The sequence below is a fragment of the Saccharopolyspora galaxeae genome (assembly GCF_016526145.1).
GTDB classification, from domain to species: domain Bacteria; phylum Actinomycetota; class Actinomycetes; order Mycobacteriales; family Pseudonocardiaceae; genus Saccharopolyspora_C; species Saccharopolyspora_C galaxeae.
The window spans coordinates 376,760-392,083 of record NZ_JADDUE010000004.1 but is presented as its reverse complement, the minus strand read 5'-3'; the positions used below and the strand labels follow the sequence as shown (position 1 = coordinate 392,083).

The 15,324-nt window shown below is 70.8% G+C and carries 11 protein-coding genes; 8 read left to right on the top strand and 3 right to left on the bottom strand.

Translation table 11 applies throughout. The features are described from left to right. Positions 1 to 47: 47 nt before the first annotated feature. On the bottom strand, positions 48 to 1,892 hold the full coding sequence (gene ilvD, locus INP57_RS12170) for a dihydroxy-acid dehydratase (protein ID WP_200070247.1): 1,845 nt from the start codon (positions 1,890 to 1,892) through the stop codon (positions 48 to 50). A gap of 142 nt (positions 1,893 to 2,034) precedes the next feature. Continuing rightward, positions 2,035 to 2,904 carry a PH domain-containing protein gene (locus INP57_RS30320; protein ID WP_200070246.1) on the bottom strand — a complete coding sequence of 290 codons (870 nt, stop codon included), beginning with the start codon at positions 2,902 to 2,904 and terminating at the stop codon, positions 2,035 to 2,037. Between the two features lie 434 nt (positions 2,905 to 3,338). On the opposite strand from INP57_RS30320, the gene INP57_RS12160 reads away from it, so the two are divergent. The 8 genes from INP57_RS12160 (at position 3,339) to INP57_RS12125 (ending at position 13,907) form a co-directional block, all read left to right on the top strand. Continuing rightward, positions 3,339 to 5,171, top strand: a complete 1,833-nt coding sequence (locus tag INP57_RS12160; RefSeq protein WP_200070245.1) for an acetolactate synthase large subunit — start codon at positions 3,339 to 3,341, stop codon at positions 5,169 to 5,171. Between the two features lie 8 nt (positions 5,172 to 5,179). Next, positions 5,180 to 5,686 carry an acetolactate synthase small subunit gene (gene ilvN, locus INP57_RS12155; RefSeq protein WP_200070244.1) on the top strand — a complete coding sequence of 169 codons (507 nt, stop codon included), beginning with the start codon at positions 5,180 to 5,182 and terminating at the stop codon, positions 5,684 to 5,686. 74 nt (positions 5,687 to 5,760) lie between these two features. After that, a complete protein-coding gene (gene ilvC / locus INP57_RS12150) occupies positions 5,761 to 6,753 on the top strand; it encodes a ketol-acid reductoisomerase (protein WP_200070243.1) in 993 nt (330 codons plus the stop codon). Positions 6,754 to 7,185: 432 nt separating this feature from the next. Next, positions 7,186 to 7,410: a DUF397 domain-containing protein gene (locus INP57_RS12145; RefSeq protein ID WP_200070402.1), complete on the top strand. Its 225-nt coding sequence runs from the start codon at positions 7,186 to 7,188 to the stop codon at positions 7,408 to 7,410. A 407-nt stretch (positions 7,411 to 7,817) separates the two neighbouring features. Continuing rightward, on the top strand, positions 7,818 to 9,407 hold the full coding sequence (gene serA / locus INP57_RS12140) for a phosphoglycerate dehydrogenase (protein WP_200070242.1): 1,590 nt from the start codon (positions 7,818 to 7,820) through the stop codon (positions 9,405 to 9,407). Between the two features lie 538 nt (positions 9,408 to 9,945). Further along, complete coding sequence (locus INP57_RS12135; RefSeq protein ID WP_200070241.1) at positions 9,946 to 10,989, top strand: 3-isopropylmalate dehydrogenase; 1,044 nt, start codon at positions 9,946 to 9,948, stop codon at positions 10,987 to 10,989. 344 nt (positions 10,990 to 11,333) lie between these two features. Further along, positions 11,334 to 12,977: a citramalate synthase gene (cimA, locus tag INP57_RS12130; protein ID WP_200070240.1), complete on the top strand. Its 1,644-nt coding sequence runs from the start codon at positions 11,334 to 11,336 to the stop codon at positions 12,975 to 12,977. A 147-nt stretch (positions 12,978 to 13,124) separates the two neighbouring features. Further along, a complete protein-coding gene (locus INP57_RS12125) occupies positions 13,125 to 13,907 on the top strand; it encodes a fumarylacetoacetate hydrolase family protein (protein ID WP_200070239.1) in 783 nt (260 codons plus the stop codon). Positions 13,908 to 14,061: 154 nt separating this feature from the next. Here INP57_RS12125 and INP57_RS12120 read toward each other — a convergent pair whose 3' ends face one another. Continuing rightward, the gene (locus INP57_RS12120; protein ID WP_200070238.1) at positions 14,062 to 15,300 is read right to left on the bottom strand and encodes an FAD-dependent oxidoreductase; all 1,239 of its coding nucleotides are present in this window, start codon (positions 15,298 to 15,300) and stop codon (positions 14,062 to 14,064) included. Positions 15,301 to 15,324: the final 24 nt, after the last annotated feature.

Sequence of the window (15,324 nt, the reverse complement as noted above, 5' to 3'; positions counted from 1 at the left end):
TTCGACCGATCTTCCCCGGACGAGCGGTCCGTTCACTGCCGGCGGAGTTACTTGCTGATGTCGCGGACCGCGCCGTAGGACGCCGAAGTCGCGAGCTTCGCGTAGGCCCGCAGCGCGGTGGTCACCGAGCGCTCCCGGGCGACCGGCTGCCACGGGTGCTCGGCGGCGTCCATCTTCGCCCGCCGCTCGGCCAGCACCTCGTCGTCGACCAGCAGCTCCAGGCCGCGCTCGCGCACGTCGATGCGGATCGGGTCGCCGTCCTGCACCAGCCCGATCACGCCGCCGTTGGCCGCCTCCGGCGAGATGTGCCCGATCGACAGTCCCGAAGAACCGCCGGAGAACCGGCCGTCGGTGATCAGCGCGCACTTCTTGCCGAGGCCGGAGCCCTTCAGGAACGCGGTCGGGTGCAGCATCTCCTGCATCCCGGGCCCGCCCGCGGGGCCTTCGTAGCGGATCACCAGCACGTCACCGGCCTGGATCTCCTTGTTCAGGATCGCCGAGACCGCCTGCTCCTGGCTCTCCAGCACCCGCGCCGGGCCCTCGAACAGCCACAGCTCCTCCTCGACACCGGCGGTTTTGACCACCGCGCCGTCCTCGGCGAGGTTGCCGCGCAGCACCGCCAGCCCGCCGTCGGCGGTGTAGGCGTGCTCGACGCTGCGGATGCAGCCGTTCGCCGCATCGGTGTCCAAAGAGGACCAGCGGTTCTCGGTGGAGAACGCCTGCGTGGTGCGCACTCCGCCGGGCGCGGCGTGGAACAGCTCCACGGCCTGCTCGGACGGCGACTCGCCGCGGACGTCCCATGTGGACAGCCAGTCGGTGAGGCTGGGGCTGTGCACCGAGGAGACCTCGCGGTGCAGCATCCCGCCGCGGTCCAGCTCGCCGAGGATCGCGGTGATCCCGCCCGCCCGGTGCACGTCCTCCATGTGGAAATCGGAGTTCGGCGCGACCTTCGACAGGCAAGGCACCTGCCTGCTGATCCGCTCGATGTCCTCCAGGGCGAAGTCGATGCCGCCCTCCTGCGCAGCGGCCAGCGTGTGCAGCACCGTGTTCGTCGAGCCGCCCATCGCCATGTCCAGCGCCATCGCGTTCTCGAACGCCTGCTTGTTCGCGACCGAGCGGGGCAGCACCGAGTCGTCGTCCTGCTGGTACCAGCGCTCGGCGGCGCGCACCACGGTGCGCCCGGCCTCCTGGAACAGCGCGCGGCGGGCGGCGTGCGTGGCCAGCGTCGAGCCGTTGCCGGGCAGCGCCAGGCCGAGCGCCTCGGTCAGGCAGTTCATCGAGTTCGCGGTGAACATGCCCGAGCAGGACCCGCAGGTCGGGCAGGCGGAGCGCTCCACCTCGGACAGGCCCGCGTCGTCCACCGCGGCGTTGGCCGATGCCGAGATGGTGGTGATCAGGTCGGTCGGTGCCTGCGCGACACCGTCCACGACCACCGCCTTGCCCGCTTCCATCGGGCCACCGGAGACGAACACCGTCGGCACGTTCAGCCGCATCGCCGCGTTGAGCATCCCGGGCGTGATCTTGTCGCAGTTCGAGATGCACACCAGCGCGTCGGCCTGGTGCGCGTTGACCATGTACTCCACCGAGTCCGCGATCAGCTCGCGGGACGGCAGCGAGTAGAGCATCCCGCTGTGGCCCATCGCGATGCCGTCGTCCACGGCGATGGTGTGGAATTCCCGCGGCACGCCGCCGGATTCGCGGATCGTGTCGGCCACCACGTCGCCGAGGTCGCGCAGGTGCACGTGCCCTGGCACGAACTGGGTGTAGGAGTTGGCGATGGCCACGATCGGCTTGCCGAAGTCGTCGTCGGTCATGCCGGTGGCACGCCACAGCGAACGGGCGCCTGCGGCGTTGCGGCCGTGCGTGGTGGTGCGGGAGCGCAACTGGGGCATGGTCTTCTCGGTTCCTCTGCGAGACCCGCGTCGGGGCGGGGAGAACGGCACCTTTTGGGTGCGAGCACAGCGCGGTGACCGCGACGTTACTCCTGCCGCGGTGCTGGTCGTGCGCCCGGTTCGCGCCGTTCGCGCGAGGTGTTCAGCCGCGGCGGTCGTCCGGGGAGTCCTCGCCCGGAGCGGATTCGCTTGCGGCGGCCGAGGGATCCTGCTGCGCGGCGGTGGATTTCCCGGTGTCGTCCGCGGATTCGGCGGCGGAGTCCGATTCGGAGTTCGCGGATCCGGTGCCCTGCTCGCCGTCCGACACCGCGCCGGTCTCCGCCGGGCGTTCCAGCGGCTCGTTCGGGTCCGGCAGCCGGCCGCCGCTCATCAGCGCCAGGTGGGACAGGTCGCGCACCCGCACCGCCGAGAGCCGGACTTCCCGCGTCCGGCCTTCGCCGCCGGACTCCAGCACCGCGCGCACCCAGCGGCGTTCGTTCAGCCGCACCGAGGCCAGCTCGTCCCAGCCGAACGAGGTCTCGCCCGCCAGCAACCGGGTGCGGATCCCTTCGTCCGTGGCGATCGTCCGCGGCCACAGCACGGCGTAAGCCAGTGCCGCGGGGATCAGGAAGGCGGGCAGCAGGTAGGGGAACGGCTGCGCGAACGCGATCGGCGTCGTGCAGACCGCCACCACGGCCACCGCCAGCAGCGAGGTTCGGGTGAGGTGGAAGGTGAGCGACTTCGGGACCGCCTTCGCGGTCGGGCGGGCCGCGCCGCCATCCGGAGTCCGCGCGGTGTTCTCCGAGTCCGGCGCCGTGCTTTCCGGCGCGGCCTGCGGCTGCTCGGTCGTGCCCGGCTCCCGCACGGCGGTCGAGCCTTGGTCCTCGGTCGTGCTCACTTCGGGGGTCCCCTCGTCGTTCGGGCTCTCTGCGGCCGGGCGTTCGCCGGTCTGCCGCCGCGAGCCCTCGGCCGCCGCGTGCGCTTCGTTCGCGCCGGCGCCGTCCGGTCCGGAGGACTTGGGGGACTCGCTCACGTCCCGATGGTCTCACCCGCGTGCGCGACGGATCGCGGGGCAGGTGAGAACCGGCGAGCGGCCCGCTCCGCGGACATCGGACACGCGGGATGCGCGACGTACGCCACAAATTCGCCCGCCCGAAGGCGAATGCGGGATCGGTAAGCTGCGGAAACGCACTGCCGATCGACGTGCGAGCGGGGCGCAGCGCGTCCACTGGCTGGGAAATCCTTCCCGCATGGTTTGACCCGGCGACATGGCTGCCGTTAACGTCCTGGCCATGCTGCGAATCGACGACATTCTCGTACTTCCCCGGCGCGTCCACGCCTGAGGAAGCTCGCAGCGTCGACGCGCCAACCCTCGTACGGTCCTGTGTTGACCGGCGGGGGTTTTTTCGTGCCCAACGCATCGACAGTCCACTCACCGATCAACACCGCTCGGACAGAGGCGAACCGATGACCAGCGCCAACACCAGGCAGAACCCCGTCCCGGCGCCGCCGCCGGGGCACCGTCCCAAGCCCGCCCCGCCAAGCGGCGCCCCGGTGCAGGCCACCGGCGCGCAGTCGCTCGTGCGCTCGCTCGAGGCGGTAGGCGCCGAGGTCGTGTTCGGCATTCCCGGCGGCACGATCCTGCCGTCCTACGATCCGCTGCTGGACTCCACGAAGGTCCGCCACGTGCTGGTCCGCCACGAGCAGGGCGCCGGGCACGCGGCGACCGGCTACGCGCAGGCCACCGGCAACGTCGGGGTGTGCATGGCGACCTCGGGGCCGGGGGCGACGAACCTGGTCACCGCGCTGGCCGACGCGCAGATGGACTCGGTGCCGGTGGTGGCGATCACCGGCCAGCAGGCCACCACCCTGATCGGCACCGACGCCTTCCAAGAAGCCGACATCTGCGGCATCACGCTGCCGGTCACCAAGCACAACTTCCTGGTCACCAAGGCCGAGGACATCCCGCGCACGATCGCGGAAGCGTTCTACATCGCCAACAGCGGCAGGCCCGGCCCGGTGCTGGTGGACATCCCGAAGGACGTCCAAACGGCTACCACCTCGTTCTCCTGGCCGCCGGAGATGAAGCTGCCCGGCTACCGGCCCACCAGCAAGCCGCACGGCAAGCAGGTCCGGGAGGCCGCGAAGCTGATCACCGCGGCGCGGCGCCCGGTGCTCTACGTCGGCGGCGGCGTGCTCAAGGCCGAGGCGACCGAGCAGTTGCGCAAGCTCGCCGAGAGCAGCGGCATCCCGGTCGTCACCACGCTGATGGCGCGCGGCGCGTTCCCCGACTCGCACCCGCAGCACCTGGGGATGCCCGGGATGCACGGCACCGTCTCGGCGGTCGCGGCGATGCAGCGCTCCGACCTGCTGATCGCGCTCGGCACCCGGTTCGACGACCGGGTCACCGGCCAGCTGTCCTCGTTCGCCCCGGAGGCGAAGGTGGTGCACGCCGACATCGACCCGGCCGAGATCTCCAAGAACCGCAACGCCGACGTGCCGATCGTGGGCGACTGCAAGGACGTCATCACGGAGCTCATCGACGCGCTGGCGACCGCCACCGGAGAGGACGGCACCGCCGACCTCGGCCCGTGGTGGGACCAGCTCCGGCAGTGGCGCGACACCTTCCCGCTGGGCTACGAGTGGCCGTCGGACGGCAGCCTCGCGCCCGAGTACGTGATCGAACGGCTCGGCAACATCGTCGGCCCGGAAGCCTGCTACGTCGCCGGTGTCGGCCAGCACCAGATGTGGGCCGCGCAGTTCATCGGCTACGAGCACCCGCGGACCTGGCTGAACTCCGGCGGCCTGGGCACGATGGGCTACGCGGTGCCCGCCGCGCTGGGCGCCAAGGCCGGGGTGCCGGACAAGCCGGTGTGGGCCATCGACGGCGACGGCTGCTTCCAGATGACCAACCAGGAGCTGGCGACCAGCGCCATCGAGGAACTGCCCATCAAGGTCGCCGTCATCAACAACGGCAACCTCGGTATGGTCCGGCAGTGGCAGAACCTCTTCTACGCCGAGCGCTACTCACACAGTGACCTCGGCACCCACAAGCACCGCATCCCGGACTTCAAGCTGCTCGCCGAGGCGCTGGGCTGCGCAGGCCTGCGGTGCGAGTCCCGCGAGGACGTCGACAGCGTCATCCAGCGGGCGATGGAGATCAACGACCGACCCGTCGTGATCGACTTCGTGGTGGGCAAGGACGCGCAGGTGTGGCCGATGGTGGCCGCGGGCACCGGCAACGACGAGATCATGGCGGCGCGCGGCATCCGCCCGCTGTTCGACGAGGACGAGGGGTGAGCGCCTCCATGAGCCGACACACGCTGAGCGTGCTGGTGGAGAACGTGCCGGGCGTGCTGGCCCGCGTTTCGGGCCTGTTCTCCCGCCGCAGCTTCAACATCGAGTCGCTGGCGGTCGGGCCGACCGAGCACCCGGAGATCTCCCGGATGACCATCGTGGTCGCGGTCGGCGAGCAGCCGCTGGAGCAGGTCACCAAGCAGCTCAACAAGCTGGTCAACGTGATCAAGATCGTGGAGCTGGACCCGGAGTCCTCGGTGCAGCGCGAGCTGCTGATGGTCAAGGTCCGCGCGGACGCCTCGGTGCGCAGCCAGGTGCTGGAGACGGTGCAGCTGTTCCGGGCCAAGGTCGTCGACGTCTCGCCGGAGGCGCTGACCATCGAGGCCACCGGTGACGGCGAGAAGCTGGGCGCGCTGCTGCGGATGCTGGAGCCCTACGGTGTCCGGGAGATGGTGCAGTCCGGGTCGATCGCCATCGGCCGCGGCCCGCGCTCGATCACCGCGACCGCGGTTCGCTGAACCCGGCCGTCCGCCGCCCGCCCGCGCGTGCCGGGCAGGACGAACGAATCAAGTCCGAAAGGAAGACCGAACACATGGCTACTGAGATCTTCTACGACGCCGACGCCGACCTGGGCATCGCGCAGGGCCGCAAGGTCGCGATCATCGGCTACGGCAGCCAGGGCCACGCGCACGCGCTGAGCCTGCGCGACTCCGGTGTGGACGTGCGCATCGGCCTGCCCGAGGGGTCGAAGTCCCGCGCCAAGGCCGCGGACGAGGGCCTGCGGGTGGTCACCCCGGCGGAGGCTTCCGCCGAGGCCGACCTGATCATGATCCTCGCCCCGGACACCAAGCAGCGGGAGATCTACGCCAACGACATCGCGCCGAACCTCAAGTCCGGCGACGCGCTGTTCTTCGGGCACGGCTTCAACATCCGCTACGGCCTGGTCCAGCCGCCGTCCGATGTGGACGTCGCGATGGTCGCCCCGAAGGGCCCGGGCCACCTGGTGCGCCGCCAGTTCGTCGACGGCAAGGGCGTGCCGTGCTTGATCGCGGTCGAGCAGGACGCCTCCGGCAACGCTCAGGCGCTGGCGCTGTCCTACGCCGCGGGCATCGGCGGGGCGCGCGCCGGGGTCATCAAGACCACCTTCACCGAGGAGACCGAGACCGACCTCTTCGGTGAGCAGGCGGTGCTCTGCGGCGGCGCCAGCGCGCTGGTGCAGACCGGCTTCGAGGTGCTGGTGGAGGCCGGCTACCAGCCGGAGATCGCCTACTTCGAGGTGCTGCACGAGCTGAAGCTGATCGTGGACCTGATGTTCGAGGGCGGCATCGCCGGGCAGCGCTACTCCTGCTCGGACACCGCCGAGTACGGCGACCTCACCCGCGGCCCGCGGATCATCGACGCGCACGTCAAGGACAACATGCGCAAGATCCTCGGCGAGATCCAGGACGGCTCGTTCGCCAAGGAGTGGGTCTCCGAGGACGAGGGCGGCCGCCCGAACTTCAACAAGCTGCAGCAGGCGGGCAACGACCACCAGATCGAGGAGGTCGGCAAGAAGCTGCGCGCCCTGATGTCCTGGACGAAGTGAGGGACGGACTGGACGAGGCAAGGAACGGTCCTGGCGAAGCAAGGAACGGTCCGGGCGAAGCAAGGCACGGCCCGGACGAAGTGAGCGCCCTGCGCTGCGCATGATCTCCCGCGCAGGCCCGCCCGACCGGCGGTCCGCGTGGTCGGAAGGCCCGGTTGTCCCCACGAGGGATCGCCGGGCCTTCGGCGTGTTGTCCCTGCCGGTCGCTTGGATGGCAGCTGACGCCGCTCGGAGTGGACGCGGTCCCTTCCCGGCGCGGTTTCCCAGCGTTCTCCTTGCACCGCAGGAAGTTTCCGCGCGAATCGATGCCCGGCCACCCGTTCACGCGATCGAGTCGCGGGCGCTGCCGCGGGTATCGTGCCGGTCGTGAACGACGAAGCCAGCACGACAACGCAGACCGGCGGCGATACCACGCGGACCGCGGACGCCCCGGTGGACGACAAGGCGCACATCCGCCACGAGCTCGACTTCACCGACGCGGAGTGGATCACCAGCACCGAGGACGACGACGAACCGGGCGTGGAGATCGCTTTCGTGGACGGCTACATCGGGATGCGCAACGGCGCCGAGCCGGAAGGCCCGGTGCTGGTGTTCACGCCCGAGGAATGGGACGCGTTCGTGGCCGGGGCGAAGGACGGCGAGTTCGACGAACCCTGATCCGCGAGCTTCGGGATGCTTCGCGTGGGCGGCCGGGCGGTGGAACCTCAGTCAGGCGTCCGCTCGCTCCGGGAGATCCTCGGAGGCGTAGTGCCCTACGCGCGTCGGAGCCGTCCTCGCGAGCGAACGGCTGAGAGCCCGCGGCGGTGCCGTTGCTCAGGCGTTCGGCGCAAGCGGCTTCGCCGCTGCACGCAGGCGAACCGAAGTCCGAGCGATTGTTCGCTGCGCAATCATCGCGCTGACCTGCGACGAAGGGCCCGGAAACGGGCCTTTCCGACTTCTGCGGCGGGTTTGTCGTGCGTCACACCCTTGTGAACGAGTTCTCAAACTCCGGTTAAACTGCCTCACCGTCCGGGTACAACGCCGTGCCCTGCTACGACCGTGATCCCTCTCAATGGAGCGCGCCCGTGACCAATCGTCCTGTCGTCCTGATCGCCGAGAAGCTGGCCCCCTCCGTGCTCGAAGCGCTCGGAGCCGAGGTCGAGATCCGTCACGTCGACGGCACGGACCGCCCGGCGCTGCTGGAGGCCGTCGCCGACGCAGACGCGCTGCTGGTCCGCTCCGCCACCAAGGTCGACGCCGAGGTGCTGGCCGCGACCAGCAAGCTCAAGGTCGTCGCCCGGGCCGGGGTAGGACTGGACAACGTCGAAGTGCCCGCGGCCACCGAGCGCGGCGTGATGGTGGTCAACGCCCCCACGTCCAACATCGTCTCCGCCGCCGAGCACGCCCTGGCGCTGCTGCTGTCGGTGGCCCGCAACGTGGCCGCCGCCGACGCGAGCCTGCGCGCAGGGGAGTGGAAGCGCAGCTCCTACAGCGGCGTCGAGCTCAACGGCAAGACCGTCGGCGTGGTCGGCCTCGGCAAGATCGGCCAGCTGTTCGCGCAGCGCATCGCCGCCTTCGGCACCAAGCTGATCGCCTACGACCCGTACGTGTCCGCCTCCCGCGCCGCGCAGCTGGGCATCGAGCTGGTCAGCCTCGAAGACCTGCTGGCGCGCGCGGACGCGGTGTCGATCCACCTGCCCAAGACCGCCGAGACGCTGGGCCTGATCGGCGCCGAGGAGCTGAAGAAGGCCAAGCAGGGCCAGCTGATCGTCAACGCCGCGCGCGGCGGGCTGATCGACGAGGAGGCGCTGGCCGAATCGATCCGCTCCGGGCACATCGGCGGCGCGGGCATCGACGTCTACAAGTCCGAGCCGACCACCGAGAGCCCGCTGTTCGAGCTGGAGAACGTGGTCGCCACCCCGCACCTGGGTGCCTCCACCGCGGAGGCGCAGGACCGCGCGGGCACCGACGTGGCCAAGTCGGTGCTGCTGGCGCTGGCAGGCGACTTCGTGCCGGACGCGGTCAACGTGCAGGGCGGCGCGGTCGGCGAGGAGGTCCGCCCGTACCTGCCGCTGACCCAGAAGCTGGGCCAGCTGCTGGCGGCGGTGCTGGGCAGCACGCCGACCTCGGTGACCATCGAGGCGCGCGGCGAACTCGCCGACGAGGACGTCTCGGTGCTGCAGCTCGCGGCGCTGCGCGGGGTGTTCTCCGGAGCGGTGGAGAACCAGGTGACCTTCGTCAACGCCCCGCAGCTGGCCGAGGACCTCGGAGTCAGCGTCGAGGTGCAGAAGGCATCGGAGAGCCAGAACCACCGCAGCGTGGTGTCGGTGCGCGCGGGCCTGGCCGACGGGCGCCGCGCCGTGGTCTCCGGCGCGCTCACCGGCGCGAACCTGGTGGAGAAGCTGATCGAGGTCAACGGCAGGCACTTCGACCTGCGCGCCGAGGGCAACGTGCTGCTGCTGGAGTACCCGGACCGCCCTGGCGTGATGGGCAAGGTCGGCACGCTGCTCGGCGAGGTCGGCGTGAACATCGATGCCGCCACGGTCAGCCAGACCACCGAGCGCTCCGACGCGATCATGCTGCTGCGGGTGGACCGGCCGGTCGACACCGGTGTGCTGGAGCCGATCGGCGCTGCGGTGGGCGCGACCACCGTCCGCACCGTCAGCTTCGAGTGAGCCGCATCAGGCGTGCTTGAGCGGATTGCGTAGTGGGTCACCCAGCGGAACCTCGGACGTCTTCTGGCTCCGGGATCTCGTCCTGACGTAGCGTCCTACGCGGCGTCTTTATAGGTCCGGGCCGCTGTCCTCGCCAGAAGACGCCTGAGAACCCGCCGGTGGTCCGGCTGCGTCCTCGGGCGCCGCAAGCGGCTGACGCCGCTCATGAAACGGCCTCGTAAGCACCGCTGATGATCCCCCGGCCGGGCATCGCGTGATCCGCTGGATCGTGGCAGGCTGCGGGGGATCCAACGGATCATGGGGAGCTCGCCGTGATCCGCCGGGTCGTGGCACTCGGCGAAGGACCGCCGCGCGCGCCGCGGCGGTCCTTTTTCGTCGTCCCGCCCGTCGTCGTTCACCCCTATGGGTGTCCCGCCGGCCGGGATGGTTGGACCACTTGGTGGGTGCGGCGTGCCTGCCCGCGAAGGCTTGCCGGTAGCCTTCGCCGCAACAGATCGAGCCCCGCGGTTTCGGGGTCGCCTAGTCGGGAGGTGTGTTCATGCGGCTCGCTGTGATCCCCGGTGACGGGATCGGGCCGGAGGTGGTCGCCGAGGCGCTCAAAGTCCTCGGAGAGGTCGTTCCCGATACCGAGATCACCCGGTACGACCTGGGAGCCGCGCGCTGGCACGCCACCGGCGAGCTGCTGCCCGAGTCGGTGCTGACCGAGCTGCGCCAGCACGACGCGATCCTGCTCGGCGCGGTCGGCGACCCCTCGGTGCCCAGCGGGATCCTGGAGCGCGGGCTGCTGCTGCGGCTGCGCTTCGAGCTCGACCACCACGTCAACCTGCGTCCCGGCAGGCTCTACCCCGGGGTGAAGAGCCCGGTGGCCGATCCCGGCGACGTGGACATGGTCGTGGTGCGCGAAGGCACCGAAGGGCCGTACGCGGGCAACGGCGGTCTGCTGCGCAAGGACACGACGCACGAGATCGCGACCGAGGTCAGCATCAACACGGCCTTCGGCGTGGAGCGGGTCGTGCGCGATGCCTTCGCCCGCGCCGCGGCCCGCCCGCGCAAGCACCTGACGCTGGTGCACAAGACCAACGTGCTCACCCACGCCGGCTCGTTGTGGTCCCGGGTCGTCGAAGAGGTCTCGCTGCAGCACCCCGACGTCACGGTCGCCTACCAGCACGTGGACGCCACGACGATCCACATGCTCACCGACCCGAGCCGGTTCGACGTGATCGTCACGGACAACCTGTTCGGCGACATCATCACCGACCTGGCCGGGGCGGTCACCGGCGGCATCGGGCTCGCCGCCAGCGGCAACATCGACGCCACCCGGCGCAACCCGAGCATGTTCGAGCCGGTGCACGGCAGCGCCCCGGACATCGCCGGGCACGGTGCGGCCGACCCGACGGCCGCGGTGCTGTCGGTGGCGCTGCTGCTGGACCACGTCGGGCAGGCCGAGGCGGCCCGCCGGGTGGAGGCTTCGGTGGCGTTCGACCTGGCCACCCGGGACCACTCGGCGCCGGGTGCGACCTTCGCCATCGGCGACCGGCTGGCGGCGCTGGTGTCCTCCCGCGAGGTCGCCCAGCAAGCCTGACAGTCCAAGCGTGACCGGCCGGCAAGCCTGGTCGACTTCGAGTTTCCTGCGCTGCGGGCGCCTTCCTGCCGGGAGGGCGCCCGTTTCGCATGTCGGGACCGCGCGCCCGTCCGGCAGCTGGGAATGGCAGCCCACCTGGTGGCGCCGCGAGCGGTTGTGGCAGCATACGGGCGTGGCCATCAGCTTCCGCATTATTGGACGGCGCGCCGGGTGACGACTCGCACCCCCGGCGCGCAGACCTCTCGCATTCGCGGGGGGTCTTTTTTGTGCCCGGAGGAACCCGCCACCAGCGCGGCGAGACGGCCGCTTCGAGGCATCGATACCGAAGCCGACAGGAGAATCCAGTGACTCGCACGACCCCGGCCGGGACCCCCCTGGGCGACGACTTCCACGTCTACGACACCACGCTGCGCGACGGCGCCCAGCGGGAAGGGATCTCCTACTCGGTCCCGGACAAGATCGCGGTGGCGAAGCTGCTGGACTCGCTCGGGGTCGGTTTCATCGAAGGCGGCTGGCCGGGCGCGCTGCCGAAGGACACCGAGTTCTTCGCCCGCGCCGCCGCGGGCGAGCTGCGGCTCGACCACGCCGCGCTGGTCGCGTTCGGCTCCACCCGCCGCGCGGGCGCGCAAGCGCACGAAGATCCGCAGGTGCGGGCGCTGGTCGATTCGCAGGCGCCGGTCGTCACGCTGGTCGCCAAGTCCGACCGCAGGCACGTGGAGCGGGCGCTGCGCACCACGGTCGAAGAGAACTGCGCGATGGTCGCAGACACCGTGCGCTACCTGGTGGGGGAGGGGCGCCGGGTGTTCGTGGACGCCGAGCACTTCTTCGACGGCTACGCCCACGACCCGGACGCCTCGCTGCGGGTGCTGGAGGCCGCGATGACCGCGGGCGCCGACGTGTCGGTGCTGTGCGACACCAACGGCGGGCAGCTGCCGATGCAGCTCGCGTCCACGGTCGAGGAGATCGTCGCGCGCACCGGGTTCCGGGTGGGCATCCACTGCCAGGACGACACCAGCTGCGCGGTCGCCAACTCGATCGCGGCGGTGCAGGCCGGTGCCACGCACGTGCAATGCACCGCCAACGGATACGGCGAGCGCGCGGGCAACGCCGACCTGTTCGCGGTCCTCGGCAACCTGGCGACCAAGCTGGACATGCCGGTGCTGCCGGAGGGCAAGCTGACCGAGCTCACAACCGTCTCGCACGCGCTGTCCGAGATCGCCAACCTCGCCCCGGACACCCACCAGCCCTACGTCGGGTCGTCGGCGTTCGCGCACAAGGCCGGGCTGCACGCCAGCGCGATCAAGGTGGACCCCGAGCTCTACAACCACCTGGACCCCGACGTGGTCGGCAACCGGATGCGGGTGCTGGTCACCGAGATGGCCGGGCGGGCGAGCCTGGAGCTCAAGGGCGCCGAGCTCGGGCTGGACCTGTCCGACTCGCCGGAGGCGGTCTCCGGCGCGGTGCGCAAGGTCAAGGAGCTGGAGGCCCGCGGCTGGTCGTTCGAGGGCTCGGACGCTTCGCTGGAACTGCTGCTGCGCCGCGAGATGGATGCCGCGGGGGAGGCCGAAGCAGGCGCCGTGGACGCCCCGTTCGAGCTGGAGTCCTACCGGGTGCTGCTGGATCACCGCCCGGACGGGACGGTCGTTTCCGAGGCGACGGTGAAGATCCACGTGGACGGGGAGCGCGTCATCGCCACGGCGGAGGGCAACGGCCCGGTCAACGCCCTCGACGCCGCGTTGCGCAAGGCGCTGGTTCCGCACCTGCCTTGGGTGGACTCGGTGGAACTGGTGGACTACAAGGTCCGCATCCTCACCGACGCCGCGGGTACGGACGCGGTCACGCGGGTGCTGGTGGAGTCCCGCGACGATCAGGACGAGTGGACCACCGTCGGGGTGCACGGCAACATCGTCGAGGCGAGCTGGCTGGCGCTGTGCGACGCGCTCGCCTACAAGGCGCTGCGCCGCACCGTCCTCAGCGGCGCTGACTGACGGCTCTTTCCGAGCGGACGGCCTGTTGGCCCGATCTGTTCGGACGAACAGTCCGTTCACTCCTCGCTAAACCGCGCTCCGCAAGCCCGCGGGCCCGGAGGCTTAGGGTGGCCGGGGAAAGCAACGCCGCAACGAAAAGAGGTCGTCGTGCGCCTGGCCCGAGTCGCCCACTCCGACGGGGTGTCGTTCGTCGCGCTGGAACCCGACCCGTCCGCCCCGCAGGAGAAGGTGCTGGCCATCGAGATCGACCAGCACCCCTTCGGCGAACCGACGTTCACCGGGCGCAAGTGGCCGATGGCCGACGTCCGGCTGCTGGGGCCGATCCTGCCCAGCAAGGTGATCTGCGTCGGCAAGAACTACGCCGAGCACGCCAGGGAGATGGGCGGCGAGGTGCCGCAGAACCCGATCATCTTCATGAAGCCGTCCACCTCGGTCACCGGCCCGAACGCGGCGATCAAGCTGCCGCCGAACTCCGAGCGGGTCGACTACGAGGGCGAGCTGGCCGCGGTCGTCGGCCAGCCGTGCAGGGACGTCCCGGAGGCGCGCGGCGCCGACGTGCTGCTCGGCTACACCGTCGCCAACGACGTGACCGCCCGCGACCAGCAGCAGGCCGACGGGCAGTGGACGCGGGCGAAGGGCTACGACACGTTCTGCCCGCTGGGCCCGTGGATCGACACCGAGCTCGATCCCGGTGACCTGGGACTGCGCACCGAACTGGACGGCGAGCTCAAGCAGGAGTCGCGGACTTCGCTGCTGCTGCACGACGTTCCGGCGCTGGTGTCGTACATCTCGCGGATCATGACGCTGCTGCCGGGCGACGTGATCCTCACCGGCACGCCCGCCGGGGTCGGGCCGATGCAGGCGGGCCAGCAGGTCTCGGTGTCCATCGACGGGCTCGGCACCCTGACCAACCCGGTGCAGGACCGCTGAGTCCCTGTCTTCGAGCTCGTCTTGCGCAGGTGGTTCGGGCAATGGCGCCGCAGGCGCCTGCTCGCTGCCGGATCTCCTCGGAGACGCAGCTCCGTGGTCGCTGCTGGAGCGGCTGCGCCGCTGGCCCGGGCCGAGACCGGGTGCAGCGGCGCGCTCAGCGCAGCGCCTCCTGCGGCGGGCGTTCCCGCAGCGCGCCGTAGGCGAGCACGTACGGCGGCACGACCCGCAGCGCCGGCGCGTTGGTGACCAGCCGGACCGGAGCGGGCAGGCTCTTGTAGAAGTCCACCTCGCCGCGCAGCGCCGGGGCGACGGCGTTGCGGTGCAGCACCCGCTGGAGCTGCTGGATCAGCACCGTCGTGGGCCACCGCCGCCGCTGGATCGCCGCGACGTGCTTGCGCCGCAACCGCCCCTCGCGCAGCGGCGTCGCCAGGTACCGCGCGGCGGCGACGCCGTCCTGCACGGCCAGGTTGATGCCGATCCCGCCGACCGGTGACATCGCGTGCGCGGCGTCTCCGATGCACAGCAGCCCCGGCACGTGCCACTTGCGCAACCGGTCCAGCTTGACGCTGAGCAGCCGCACGTCGTCCCAGTCGCGCACCAGGTCGCGGCCGTCGTCGAGCCACGGCAGGAACCGGCGCAGCCGTTCGTTGAACTCCGCCACCGGCCGGGCGCGGCGTTCCGCGTCGGTGCCCTTCCCGATGATCGAGGCGGCCTGGTAGTAGTCGCCGCGGTCGATCAGCGCCTGGAAGGTGCGGTCCGCGATCAGACCGAGCAGCCCGGCCGGGTCGTCCGCGCGGCGCGGGATCTTGAACCACTGCACGTCCATCGGCGTGGCGAAGTCCCGCAGCCCCAGCTCCGGAAGCTGCCGCACCAGCGAGTCCCGCCCGTCGCAGGCGACCGTGATGGTGGCGCGCAGCTCGCCGGTGCTGCCGTCGGATTCGCGGTAGCGCACCCCGTTCACCCGGCCGCCCTCCCGGACGAGCCCGGTGACTTCGGTGTTCATCCGCAGGTCGAAACCGGGTTGCTGCTTGGCCTCGTCCGCGAGCAGGTCCAGCAGATCCCACTGCGGCACCAGCGCGATGTAGTTGTACTTGATCGGCAGCCTGGTGAAGTCGGCGATCGTCAGGAACTGGTCCTCGCGCTGCCCGACCGGCAGCCGCACCCGGTCCACCCTGCGGTGCGGCAGCTCGGCGAACCGCTCGGCCAGGCCCAGGTCGTCGAGCAGTTGCAGCGTCGTGGGGTGCACGGTGTCGCCGCGGAAGTCGCGGAGGAAGTCGCCGTGCTTCTCCAGCACGGTCACCTGCACACCGGAGCGGGCCAGCAGCAGGCCCAGGACCATCCCGGCGGGGCCGCCGCCGACGATGCAGCACGTCGTGCGTTCCGTTCGCGTCATCGCGATCCCCTCCCGAGCGAGTAT

Coding starts and splice junctions, on each gene's coding strand:
- ilvD (WP_200070247.1), bottom strand. CDS start 1,892: ATGCCCCAGTTGCGCTCCCGCACCACCACGCACGGCCGCAACGCCGCA.
- INP57_RS12160 (WP_200070245.1), top strand. CDS start 3,339: ATGACCAGCGCCAACACCAGGCAGAACCCCGTCCCGGCGCCGCCGCCG.
- ilvN (WP_200070244.1), top strand. CDS start 5,180: ATGAGCCGACACACGCTGAGCGTGCTGGTGGAGAACGTGCCGGGCGTG.
- ilvC (WP_200070243.1), top strand. CDS start 5,761: ATGGCTACTGAGATCTTCTACGACGCCGACGCCGACCTGGGCATCGCG.
- INP57_RS12135 (WP_200070241.1), top strand. CDS start 9,946: ATGCGGCTCGCTGTGATCCCCGGTGACGGGATCGGGCCGGAGGTGGTC.
- INP57_RS12120 (WP_200070238.1), bottom strand. CDS start 15,300: ATGACGCGAACGGAACGCACGACGTGCTGCATCGTCGGCGGCGGCCCC.